Raw genomic sequence first — 11,049 nt, 5'->3', positions numbered from 1 at the left:
CTGCGGAACAAAGTTTCGCCGGAGGCGAACAGGCGATCTGATTGCGAAGCCCGTTACCGGCTGGTAATGCCAAAGGGGCCCGGCGCCCTCGCGGTTCCCGCCCGCGCGGGCGGGAAGGCGGGGCCACGGCCTGCCGCGGGCGCGGTCAGCCGGCCAGCGCGGCCTGGACCTGACGCAGGCTCGGGTTGGTCATCACGACCTGGTCGCCGCCGCCGGCCGGCACCACCAGCACGGTCGGGACCACCTGGTTGCCGCCGTTCACCGACTCGACGAAGTTCGCCGAGTCCGGGTCCTCCTCGATGTTGATCACGGTGTAGCCGATGCCCTCGCGGTCCAGCTGGCTCTTGAGGCGGTTGCAGTAGCCGCACCAGGTCGTGCTGTACATCGTGACGCTGCCGGACATGGCGGGAGCTCCTTCGAAGGCGGGGGCGTTGCGGTCGCCGGTGTGAACGCCCGGGACGGCCCGGCCATTCCGCGGCCGCTCCGGCGTGTGACTCGGCGCACACGCCGGGGTGCGTGGTGATGGTCGGACCATTGTGGTCGGCCTGTGGACAACCCCGCGCAGACTGTCGGCAGACCCTGTCAGGATGTCCGGACCGGTCGGCCAGGCCCGCCGGGCTGAGAGGATGGACCGTATGCAGGAAGAGCTCTTGGGTGACCTCGGCCGGTACGACGCGTACGGCTCCGCCGGCGGGCCGCCGCTCGGCGCCGACGCCGTGCTGGCCGGCCTCGACCCGGAGCAGCGGGCCGTCGCGACCGCCCTGCACGGGCCCGTCTGCGTCCTCGCGGGCGCCGGCACCGGCAAGACCAGGGCCATCACCCACCGGATCGCCTACGGCGTGCGCAGCGGCGTCTACCAGCCCCAGCAGGTGCTCGCCGTGACCTTCACCGCCCGTGCGGCCGGTGAGATGCGCGGCCGGCTCCGCCAGCTCGGCGCCGAGGGCGTGCAGGCCCGGACCTTCCACTCCGCCGCGCTGCGCCAGCTCCAGTACTTCTGGCCGCGGGCCGTCGGCGGCGAGGTGCCCCGGCTGCTGGAGCGCAAGGTCCAGCTGGTCGCCGAGGCCGCCGGCCGCAGCGGGCTGCGGGTCCAGCGCACCGAGCTGCGCGACCTCACCGCCGAGATCGAGTGGGCCAAGGTCACCCAGATCGTGCCGGACGACTACCCGGCCGCCGTGCTCAAGACCGGCCGGGACGCCCCGCGCGACCCGGCCGAGATCGCCCGGGTGTACGCCACCTACGAGCAGACCAAGCGCGACCGCGGCGTGATCGACTTCGAGGACGTGCTGCTGCTCACCGCCGCCATCCTGGAGGACCGCCCGGAGATCGGCGCCCAGGTCCGGGCCCAGTACCGGCATTTCACCGTCGACGAGTACCAGGACGTCTCCCCGCTCCAGCAGCGCCTGCTCGACCAGTGGACGGCCGGCGGCGCCAGCCTCTGCGTGGTCGGCGACGCCAGCCAGACGATCTACTCCTTCACCGGGGCCACCCCCGACTTCCTGCTGAACTTCCGCCACCGGCACCCCGAGGCCACGGTGGTCAAGCTGGTCCGGGACTACCGCTCCACCCCGCAGGTGGTCCACCTGGCGAACGGGCTGCTCTCGCAGGCCCGTGGCCACGCCGCCCAGCACCGCCTGGAGCTGATCTCGCAGCGCGAGGCCGGCCCGGAGCCGGTGTACACCGAGTACGCGGACGAGCCGACCGAGGCCGAGAGCACCGCGCACCGGATCAAGGAGCTGCTCGCCCAGGGCGTGCGGGCGAGCGAGGTCGCGGTGCTGTTCCGCACCAACGGCCAGTCCGAGGTCTACGAGCAGGCGCTCGCCGACCTGGGCATCTCGTACCAGCTCAAGGGCGCCGAGCGGTTCTTCGAGCGCCCGGAGGTCCGGGAGGCCGGCGTGCTGCTCAAGGGCGCGGCCCGGGCGGGGGAGGACCCGCTCACCGCCGACGCGCCGGACCTGGCCGCCCAGGTGCGCGCGGTGCTCGCCACCCGGGGCTTCGGCGCCAACCCGCCGGCCGGCTCCGGCGCGGTGCGCGAGCGCTGGGAGTCGCTGGCCGCGCTGGTCCGGCTGGCCGAGGAGTTCGAGGCGGGCCGCCGGGCGGCCGGCGAGCGCGCCGACCTCACCGCCTACGTCGCCGAGCTGGACGCCAGGGCCGGCGCCCAGCACGCCCCCGCGGTCGAGGGCGTCACGCTGGCCTCGCTGCACGCCGCCAAGGGCCTGGAGTGGGACGCGGTCTTCCTGGTCGGCCTGACCGAGGGCACCCTGCCGATCATCTACGCCAAGACCGACGAGCAGGTCGAGGAGGAGCGCCGGCTGCTCTACGTGGGCGTCACCCGGGCCCGCGCCCACCTCTCGCTCTCCTGGGCGCTGTCGCGCTCCCCCGGGGGACGGGCGAGCCGCAAGCCCACGCGCTTCCTGGACGGGCTGCGCCCCGGCTCGGGCTCCGCCGGTCCGCGCTCGCGCGGCGGGCGCGGGGGCGTCGAGCCCGGCGCGGACCGCTCCGCCGCGCGCCGCTCCCGCGGCCCGGTCAAGTGCCGGGTCTGCGACCGGACGCTGACCGAGGCGGTGGAGCGGAAGCTGCGCCGGTGCGAGAGCTGCCCGTCCTCGATGGACGAGGCGCTGTTCGAGCGGCTGCGGGAGTGGCGGGCCCAGCAGGCCAAGCAGCAGGGCGTGCCGGCCTACGTGGTGTTCACCGACGCGACCCTGATGGCGATCGCCGAGGACGTCCCCGCCGGTGAGCGCGAGCTGGCGCTGATCTCCGGTGTGGGTGCCATGAAGCTGGACAAGTACGGCGCCGCCGTGCTCTCGTTGTGTGCGGGGGAGGATCCGTGGGAGGACTCCGCGGACGAGCCTGCGGGCGAGACCGGGGAAGAGCCCGAGGCCGAGCCCGCGGAGCTGTCGAACGAACCGCTGGACGAGCCGTCGGACGAGCCGGCCTAGCCGCGCGCGAGGGCGGCCGCCGAGCCGGCCGGGAAACTCGCCGGGAAAATAGTTTGCGCCCCGTGCATGGAGCGCAATAGCCTGCCGGAGCGGTCAAGGGGACGAGATCGCGAGCCGCGCGCGGAAGGGCTTCCTGCTGCGTGTCGGCGACACCTGCTTGACCTGACCAACATCCGAACATCGGGGCCCGGGGGACTGGGCACCGCGAGACGCCGAGAGGAGGCGAAGACAGTGGAAACCATCAAGATGATCACCAAAATGACTGGCCAGACCGTTATCGCCATGCCTCCGGGAGCTGTCTCATCGTTCGGCATTCTCGGCACCTCGACCCGCTCCGCGCAGCTGCGCGACGTGGTCGTGCTTGCCGACAACGGTCTGGGTCTCGACACCACCGGTGTCTGCGTTGCCGCGGGTCCTGCCGGCAGTGGTCTCACTGTCAGTGGCCTGGGCGACACTGCGGGCATGCGTGTCGAGACGGGTCTCTCCCGTGACTGGGCGGAGTTTGCCGGCGGCGTCGAGCTGCGCGATGAGCGACCGACCCAGGCATCGAAGACGGCGGTAGCAGCTGCGAAGCATGGCGGCTATCTGCGGGTCCTCGGTGCCGGAGCCACCAAGAAGCAGGACGAGCAGCAGATCAACCAGGCCAAGGCCGCCCGCAACGGCGCCTCGGCCATCCGGATGCGGGCCTTCCGCGGGCCTGAACCCTGGAGCGAACGAACCTGAGCAACCCTCGGGTCGACCCTCCAGGGCCGCGGAATCCTTCACCGGGATCCGCGGCCCTTCTGTTTTGTCCGGTACGCAAGACCACCCAGGCCCCCCGGGGCCTCCGGCCCAGCCCAACCAGTCGGCTGAAGCCGGACCCACAGCAAAAGACGAGGAAGACGCCAACAGTGTCCACGGTCATCACACCGCCACTCCCGTCCGTACCGACCGACAAGACCGTCAAGGCCGACCAGGCCGACCCACCGGAGGTTTCTCTTATGCAGCTCACCGCGATCGACGAGGCTGACGCGCTCGGCGTGCCCGTCCCCTGCCGCTCCTTCGACCCGGAGGTCTTCTTCGCCGAGACCCCGGCGGACGTGGAGTACGCCAAGTCGCTGTGCGGCACCTGCCCGGTGAAGGCGGCCTGTCTCACCGGTGCGCTGGAGCGCCGCGAGCCGTGGGGCGTCTGGGGCGGCGAGCTCTTCGTCCAGGGTGTGGTCGTGGCCCGCAAGCGGCCCCGTGGCCGCCCGCGCAAGACCGAGGTCATGGCGTGAACCCCGCCGGTACGACCGCCGCGCACGCAGCCGGCCGACGGGGAGAGCAGCCCCCGACGGACCGCGCCCTGCGCCTGTCCGTACGCCTCGCCGCCGCCAAGGCGGATGCCGCAGCAGCCAGCCACTTTCCGACGACGCATCACAAGCAGGACCACCACATGACCCCCAACGCCATCGACACCACCGCCCGCACCAAGCAGGGCGACGAACTTCAGATCCAGAACAGGACCCTCGAAATGCATCTCCTCCAGGAATCCCTGGCCCGAGCCCATATGCAGGAACGCCTCCAAGAGGCGGAGCACCAACGGATGGCCCTGCGGGCCCACCGGGCGGCCAAGCTCGTCCGGAAGGCCGAGCGGGCCTCGCTGCGCGCCCGCCGGGCGCTCGCCGTCGCACTGATGTGATGACGGCCTGCCCCGGTCGTGCCGACCACCGGCACTGACCGGCGCCACCGGCCACCGGCACTGACCGGCGGCACCGACGAACACGGCGATGGCCGCTCCCCGGCGGGGGAGCGGCCATCGCCGTGTCCGGTCGCGGGCGCGCGCGGTGGCGGGCGCGGGCGGGCGCTACGCCGGGGTGGCCTCCTCGGCGAAGCCCGGCAGCCAGTCCAGCATCTCCGCCCGGAAGGGCGCGTTGGCGCCCAGCTGGCAGAGCACGCCGATGGTGCTGAGCGTGACCCGGTGGATCAGCAGGTACGAGGGGGGCAGGTTGAGCTGCTTGCCGAGGTTGTAGGCGGGCGAGCGGGGGTCGGCGATCCGCGCCGCCTGGGCGCGCATCCAGCTCCGGGTGAAGTGGAAGGTCTCCACCTCGGCCGGCTCGATGATCGGCAGCAGGTAGTCCAGTACCGCGTCCGGGTCCAGCTCGATCGAGGGCTTGACGAAGCCCTCCTCGCGGAGCATCTCCAGCACCCCGGTGGCGTCACCGGCCAGCGCCATCCGCAGCGAGTCGCCGATCGGGCCGGGCAGCCCGCCCGGCAGCCGGTCCACGGTGCCGAAGTCCAGCACGCCGAGCCGCCACTGCTCGATCGGGCCGTCGTCCTTGAGCAGGCGGAAGTTCCCGGGGTGCGGGTCGGCGTGCAGCAGGCCGGTGCGGGACGGCCCGGCGAACAGGAACCGGGCCAGCAACTGCCCGGCGCGGTCCCGCTCGGCCTGGGTGCCCTTGGTGATCACCTCGGAGAGCGGGGTGCCGTCCATCCACTCGGTGATCAGCACCTGGTCCGCCTGCGCGACCACGCCGGGGACCTCGAAGTCCGGGTCGTCCGCGAACTCCTCCGCGTGCCGCTGTTGGGCCTGTGCCTCCAGCTGGTAGTCCAGCTCCTCGGCGACCCGGGCGCGCAGCTCGGAGATCAGCGGCTTGACGTCCAGCCCGGGGATGAGCGGGCCGATCAGCCAGGCCACCCGGCTGAGCTGGCCCAGGTCGGCCAGCAGGGCCTCGCCGGCGCCCGGGTACTGCACCTTGACGGCGACCTTGCGGCCGTCGTGCCAGACCGCCCGGTGGACCTGCCCGATCGAGGCGGCGGCGGCCGGCCGGTCCTCGAAACTGCGGAACTGCTTGCGCCAGTTCGCGCCGAGCCGCTCGGCGAGGGCGGCGTGCACCTTGGCCGCGGGCATCGGCGGCGCGGCCTCCTGAAGCTTGGTCAGAGCGGCCCGGTAGGGCCCCGCCACCTCTTCGGGCAGGGCGGCCTCGAAGACCGACAGCGCCTGGCCGAACTTCATGGCGCCGCCCTTGAGTTCACCGAGGACCTTGAACAGCTGGTCGGCGGTGGCCTGCTGGAGCTCGGCGGTGACCTCCTCGGCGGGCCGGCCGCCGATCCGCCGGCCGAAGCCCAGGGTGGCGCGGCCGGCGATGCCCAGCGGCAGGGCGGCGAGCCGCGCCGTTCGGGTCACTGCCTTGCGCGGAAGATCGCTCAACCCGGGCCTCCCTCTTGGTACGGCCCGAGCGGCCGCCGCGGACGGGCGCGGCACCGCACGGGACGGTGGTCACCAGCCATTGTGCCCGCTCGCCCTGGTGGGACCGACGGAAAATCCGGACTGCCGTTCGGTCCGTCAGGTCCGACGCCGCCGGGGCCGTCGACGGGTGCGTCGACGGCCCCGGCCCGGGTCGGCCGGCGGTGGCAGGCGCGGGGGCGGGGCGGATGCGCCGTCGCATGGTGGTGGAAGGGGGCGCGTGGCGCCCCGTACGCGCCCCTCGGTCACCCCACCCCACCACGCCGCCGCGCCCCGCCCGGGGCCGCCCCGTACGACCCCTGGCCGCTCCGCTGGGCGGCCACTCGGCCGGGCGGCCGTGGTGGACGTCACCCACCGCGCACCGTCTCGGCCGGGCCCGGGCGGGCGAGCGGCACCGACTGCCAGCGGCAGCCGCAGTCCGGGTGACCGGGCAGCCGCAGCCGTCGGACCATGCCGTCGGCCGCCGAGATCTCGCACCAGCCGTCCACGCTCGGGGGCAGCACCCCGTCCAGGTAGAGCTCCACGTGCAGGGCCGCCAGCCCGGCCACGGCGGTGGCCAGGGCACTGTCGCAGGCCGGGCTGCGGGCCCGGCCCGGGCCGTCGTCGGCGAGCTGGGCGAGCAGCCGGGGCCAGGCCTCGTCCTCGTCCGTCCGCGTCAGCGTGGCGCAGCTGCCGCAGGCCGAGGCACCGGGCACCACCAGCGGCCCGACCACCCCCAGGTGCTCCAGCACGCCGACGTACAGGTGCGGCCGCCCGGCCCGCATCAGCTCCTGGGCCTCGGCCGCCAGGCCGGTGAACGCCCCGCTGCCGCTCCGCGGCGCCAGCACCACCAGGGTCGGCGGGCCCGGCGCCTCGGCCGACGGCCGGCGGTGCCGGTCGGCCGCCGCGGCCCCCGCCGCCCGGTGCACCACCTCGCGGGCGGCCGTCGCCCGCAGCCGGCCCACCTCGGTGGGCGGGAACCCCGCCGGGGCGCAGTCCCGCGCGGAGACCCGGCCGCGGTCGGACACCGTGACCGCGCCGATGCCGCCGGCGGCGAGCACCGCGGCGAGAGAGGCGCCGACCCGGCCGGCCCCGCGCACCTCCACCCGGGCCAGCGCCCGGCCCTGCAGCACCTCGGCGGCCTCACCGGGCTCGGGGTGCACCAGGGAGAGCGAGGCGAGATCGGGCCCCAGCAGCTCCTGGCGGGGCCGCGGGTGCCGGGCCAGTGCCTGCTGGAGCGCGTCGGCGTCGTCCAGCAGCTCGCTGCGGGCCAGTGATTCGAGCATCGCGTTGCAGTACTCGCGGTCGAGCCCGAGCCGCTCGCCGGCGGCCAGCAGGGTGGGGCCGTCCCGGCTGCCGTCGATCAGCTCCAGGAAGGCGGCCACCGGGCGGTCCACCGACTCGACCACCCGGGCATGCCGGCGGACGGTGCCGAACTGCAGGGTCTGCCGGTCGCGCCAGAGCCGGGCGAGGGCAGGCTTGAGCATCGGACGCATCGCTGCCTCCAGGGCCGTCGGACACCAGGGCCGGCCGCCCTGGTGCGAGCAGCATGCCGGAGCCGGGAGCAGGCGGGAATCCGGTTGTCCACAGGGTCGAACGCATGATCCGACAAGCTGTGTGCACAGGCTGTGGATAACCCTCGGACCTCGACCTCCGCCCGATCGGGTCGGCCCGGTGAGACTCCGGCCACGACAGCGGACTTCTGTCGGTGCCACGGGGTAACGTCCTGTGCCGTGACAGCCGAACGGGATTTCCAGCGGTCGGCGTCGCGTCGGCGTGTGCGGCCGGCCTCCGGGGCAGGGGTCGCGGCGCCCGGCGCGCGCGGCCGCCCAGCCGCAGGCCCGGCCCAGCGCCCGGCCGCGCCGATGCCGCCGGCGGAGGCCGCGCCCCGCGCCCCGCAGCCGCCCGCGCCGCAGCCGCCCGCGCACCGGCCCGAGGTCGAGGTCCGGCGCAGCGCCCGGCGCAGCCGGACGGTGTCCGCGTACCGCGAGGGCGACCGGACGATCGTGCTGATCCCGGCCCGGATGTCGCACGCCGAGGAGCAGCGCTGGGTGGCCCAGATGCTCGACCGGCTGGCCGCGCAGGAGAGCCGCCGGGCCCTGGGCGACGACGCGCTGGAGGCCAGGGCACGCGAGCTGTCCCGGGCGTACCTGGACGGCCGGGCGGTGCCCGGTCAGGTCCGCTGGGTCACCAACCAGAACTCCCGCTGGGGCTCCTGCACCCCGAGCGAGCGCACCATCAGGCTGTCCCACCGGCTCCAGGGCATGCCCGAGTACGTGATCGACTACGTCCTGCTGCACGAGCTGGCGCACCTGCTGGTGCCCGACCACGGGCCGCGCTTCTGGGCCCTGCTGGAGAGCTATCCGCGGACCGAGCGGGCCAGGGGCTACCTGGAGGGGGTGGCCGCCGCAGCCCGGCTGCCGCACATCCCGGGCGCTCGGACGGGCGCCGGGCACCCGGGCGAGCCGGCCGAGGAGCTGGACGACAGCCGGGAGACCTGCGGCTGAGCCGGCCGCAGCCGCGGCCGGCCCGGTGCCGCGCGGCCGCTCAGGCGGTCAGCCGCCGGGCGATCGCCACCAGCTCGCGCACCGAGTCGTCGGTCGACCCGGGCAGCCCGTCGAGGTCGAACCAGCGCAGGTCCAGCGACTCCTCGCTGATCAGGGCCTCGGCCCCGGCGGGTGCGAGTGCCAGGTACTGGACGTCCAGGTGGGTGTTCTCCGGCTGGTCCTTGCCGGCGCACCGGACCGCGTGCCGGTCGAGCTTGACCGGGGCGGGCCGGCCGTCCACGGTCAGCAGGGTCAGGTCGGGGATGCCCGACTCCTCGACGGCCTCGCGCAGCGCCGCCGCCGCGAGGTCGAGGTCGCCGGGCTCGCAGTGGCCGCCCATCTGGAGCCAGCGGCCGACCTTGGGGTGCAGGGTGAGCAGCACCCGCCCGCCCGCCCGGTCCAGCACCAGGGCGCTGGCGGTGAGGTGGGCCGGCCGGCAGGCCCGCCACATGCCGTCGGGGTGCGCGGCGAGGTGGTCCAGGTAGTCCTGCCGCAGCCGCTGCTGGCCGGCGTCGGCGCCGACCCAGGAGCCCAGCGTGCGGACGGCGTCCGCGTGCAGCGAGGTGTCCGCGATCGTCATGCCTTCGGGCCCTCGCCGCCGGCCTCCGGCTGCTCGCCGGGCCCGGTCCGCGGGCCGCCGTCGGCCGGGCCCCCGGCCGGGCCTTCCGTGTCCGTACCGCCCGTGTCCGTACCGCCCGTGCCCGTACCGCCTGCGCCGCCCTCGGTCCGCCCCTTGGCGGCGTCGCCGAGCAGCTTGTCGAAGGCGTCGAAGTCGATGCCGCCCTCCAGGCCGTCGTCGGCCGGACGGTGGACGAAGCCGTCCGGGTCGTCCAGGTCGGCGGCGGTGGGGAGCATGTCGGGGTGGCTCCACAGGGCGTCCCGGCCCTCGATGCCGCGGGCGTCGGCCAGCGAGGCCCACAGCCGGGAGGCGTCCCGCAGCCGGCGCGGGCGCAGCTCCAGGCCGACCAGGGTGGCGAAGGTCTGCTCGGCCGGACCGCCGGTGGCGCGGCGGCGGCGCAGGGTCTCGCGCAGCGCGCCGGACTGCGGCAGGTGCGGCTCGGCGGCGGTGTGCACCACCGCGTCCACCCAGCCCTCGACCAGCGCGAGCGCGGTCTCCAGCCGGGCCAGCGCGGCCTTCTGCTCGGGGGTGTCCTCGGGCTGCAGCAGGCCGCCGGCCAGGGCTTCCTGGAGCGCCTCGGGGTTGGCCGGGTCCAGCTGGCCGACCAGCTCCTCCATCCGCGAGCTGTCGACCTTGATGCCGCGGGCGTAGGCCTCGACCGCACCGAACAGGTGCGCCCGCAGCCACGGCACGTGGGCGAACAGCCGCTGGTGGGCGGCCTCGCGCAGGGCCAGGTAGAGCCGGACCTCCTCGGCCGGCACGCTCAGGCCGTCGCCGAACTCGGCGACGTTCTGCGGCAGCAGGGCGGCCTTGCCGGCCGGGGCGAGCGGCAGGCCCACGTCGGTGGAGCCGAGCACCTCGGCGGCCAGCGCGCCGAGCGCCTGACCGATCTGGGTGCCGAACATCGCGCCGCCCATCGAGCGCATCACGCCCATCAGCGGCCCGGCCATCGCCTGCATCTCGGCGGGCAGCACGCCGCCCATCGCGTTCCCGACGCGCTCGGCGACCGGGTCCACCAGGTCCTTCCAGACCGGCAGGGTGGCCTCGATCCACTCGGCCCGGCTCCAGGCCACGGCGGTGTTGGCGCCGGCCGGGAACTCGGTGGCGGAGTCCAGCCACAGCTCGGCCAGCCGGACCGCGTCGGCGACCGCGGTGCGCTCGGTGGCGCTGACCGAGCGGTCCTTGCTGCGGCCCTCGGCCTGCTCGGCGACCACGGTCTGCCGGGCGATGTCCTTGGCGAGGTCCCAGTTGACCGGCCCGCCCTCGAACGAGAGCATCTGGCCGAGCTGCTGGAACGCCGCGCCCAGGTCGTTGGGGTTGAGGTTGCCGAGCATCGCGCCGAACGGGTTGTCGCCGGCCGGGCCGCCGGGGGCGCCCATGCCGAACAACGCGCCCAGCGGGTTCCCCGTGCCGAAACCGAACGGCTGCTGGGGGGTACCTTCCGACGGGGCGCCCTGATCCTGGCCGCCGTCGTTCTGGCCGCTCTTTTCGGGCTTGCCCTTGCCGTCCTCAGGCTCCTCGGGCGGGGTGGAGAATCCGAAGGGGAGGTCGCTCACGGGGTCCTCGATCTGGTCGGCCGTCACGGGGTGGTGTGGCGGGGGAGGCGGCGCACCCGCGGCGGCGGGCGGGGCAATGGTCTCGCAGCCTGACCGCGCCGGGTGCACCGCTGGGCCCGCGCCTCGGGCAGGATGGACCGTACGTGACACTCGTACGTACGCACATAAGCTAACCGTGGAGGATGGTCGGTGAGTTCCCCGCCTTCGG

General features: G+C 74.8%; 10 protein-coding genes. 5 read left to right on the top strand and 5 right to left on the bottom strand.

What is annotated here, in order from left to right; genetic code table 11:
* Window positions 1–145 precede the first annotated feature (145 nt).
* On the bottom strand, window positions 146–403 hold the full coding sequence (locus tag AB0K43_RS23120; RefSeq protein WP_363642657.1) for a mycoredoxin: 258 nt from the start codon (window positions 401–403) through the stop codon (window positions 146–148).
* A 313-nt stretch (window positions 404–716) separates the two neighbouring features.
* Here AB0K43_RS23120 and AB0K43_RS23115 point away from each other — a divergent pair, with 313 nt between their 5' ends.
* From AB0K43_RS23115 to AB0K43_RS23100, 4 genes are all read left to right on the top strand, one after another.
* Window positions 717–2,936 (top strand): UvrD-helicase domain-containing protein, encoded by a 2,220-nt coding sequence (locus AB0K43_RS23115; protein ID WP_363642665.1) that lies wholly within the window; start codon window positions 717–719, stop codon window positions 2,934–2,936.
* A 231-nt stretch (window positions 2,937–3,167) separates the two neighbouring features.
* On the top strand, window positions 3,168–3,659 hold the full coding sequence (locus AB0K43_RS23110) for a hypothetical protein (RefSeq protein ID WP_363642655.1): 492 nt from the start codon (window positions 3,168–3,170) through the stop codon (window positions 3,657–3,659).
* Window positions 3,660–3,826: 167 nt separating this feature from the next.
* Complete coding sequence (locus tag AB0K43_RS23105) at window positions 3,827–4,192, top strand: WhiB family transcriptional regulator (RefSeq protein ID WP_350637876.1); 366 nt, start codon at window positions 3,827–3,829, stop codon at window positions 4,190–4,192.
* Between the two features lie 158 nt (window positions 4,193–4,350).
* Window positions 4,351–4,596: a hypothetical protein gene (locus AB0K43_RS23100; RefSeq protein ID WP_363642652.1), complete on the top strand. Its 246-nt coding sequence runs from the start codon at window positions 4,351–4,353 to the stop codon at window positions 4,594–4,596.
* A 165-nt stretch (window positions 4,597–4,761) separates the two neighbouring features.
* Here the strand turns inward: AB0K43_RS23100 and AB0K43_RS23095 are convergent, their stop codons facing one another.
* Together AB0K43_RS23095 and AB0K43_RS23090 are read right to left on the bottom strand one after the other, a co-directional pair.
* Window positions 4,762–6,105 carry an AarF/ABC1/UbiB kinase family protein gene (locus tag AB0K43_RS23095; protein WP_363642650.1) on the bottom strand — a complete coding sequence of 448 codons (1,344 nt, stop codon included), beginning with the start codon at window positions 6,103–6,105 and terminating at the stop codon, window positions 4,762–4,764.
* A gap of 383 nt (window positions 6,106–6,488) precedes the next feature.
* The gene (locus tag AB0K43_RS23090; protein ID WP_363642648.1) at window positions 6,489–7,607 is read right to left on the bottom strand and encodes a ThiF family adenylyltransferase; all 1,119 of its coding nucleotides are present in this window, start codon (window positions 7,605–7,607) and stop codon (window positions 6,489–6,491) included.
* 378 nt (window positions 7,608–7,985) lie between these two features.
* Here AB0K43_RS23090 and AB0K43_RS23085 point away from each other — a divergent pair, with 378 nt between their 5' ends.
* On the top strand, window positions 7,986–8,627 hold the full coding sequence (locus AB0K43_RS23085; protein ID WP_363642646.1) for a M48 family metallopeptidase: 642 nt from the start codon (window positions 7,986–7,988) through the stop codon (window positions 8,625–8,627).
* Window positions 8,628–8,667: 40 nt separating this feature from the next.
* On the opposite strand, the gene AB0K43_RS23080 is transcribed toward AB0K43_RS23085, so the two are convergent.
* Both AB0K43_RS23080 and AB0K43_RS23075 read right to left on the bottom strand, forming a co-directional pair.
* Complete coding sequence (locus tag AB0K43_RS23080; protein ID WP_363642644.1) at window positions 8,668–9,246, bottom strand: NUDIX hydrolase; 579 nt, start codon at window positions 9,244–9,246, stop codon at window positions 8,668–8,670.
* Complete coding sequence (locus tag AB0K43_RS23075; RefSeq protein WP_363642642.1) at window positions 9,243–10,841, bottom strand: zinc-dependent metalloprotease; 1,599 nt, start codon at window positions 10,839–10,841, stop codon at window positions 9,243–9,245. The genes AB0K43_RS23080 and AB0K43_RS23075 overlap by 4 nt, the downstream gene beginning before the upstream one ends.
* Window positions 10,842–11,049: the final 208 nt, after the last annotated feature.

Source organism: Kitasatospora sp. NPDC049258, assembly GCF_040678895.1.
In the GTDB taxonomy this organism is placed as follows: domain Bacteria; phylum Actinomycetota; class Actinomycetes; order Streptomycetales; family Streptomycetaceae; genus Kitasatospora.
Note: the sequence above shows the minus strand (reverse complement) of the source record. Positions and strands in the feature narration are given on the sequence as shown.

Excerpts from the sequence above, each read along its gene's own strand:
- AB0K43_RS23085 (WP_363642646.1), top strand. The coding sequence starts at position 7,986 with ATGCCGCCGGCGGAGGCCGCGCCCCGCGCCCCGCAGCCGCCCGCGCCG.
- AB0K43_RS23080 (WP_363642644.1), bottom strand. The coding sequence starts at position 9,246 with ATGACGATCGCGGACACCTCGCTGCACGCGGACGCCGTCCGCACGCTG.
- AB0K43_RS23100 (WP_363642652.1), top strand. The coding sequence starts at position 4,351 with ATGACCCCCAACGCCATCGACACCACCGCCCGCACCAAGCAGGGCGAC.
- AB0K43_RS23090 (WP_363642648.1), bottom strand. The coding sequence starts at position 7,607 with ATGCTCAAGCCTGCCCTCGCCCGGCTCTGGCGCGACCGGCAGACCCTG.
- AB0K43_RS23120 (WP_363642657.1), bottom strand. The coding sequence starts at position 403 with ATGTCCGGCAGCGTCACGATGTACAGCACGACCTGGTGCGGCTACTGC.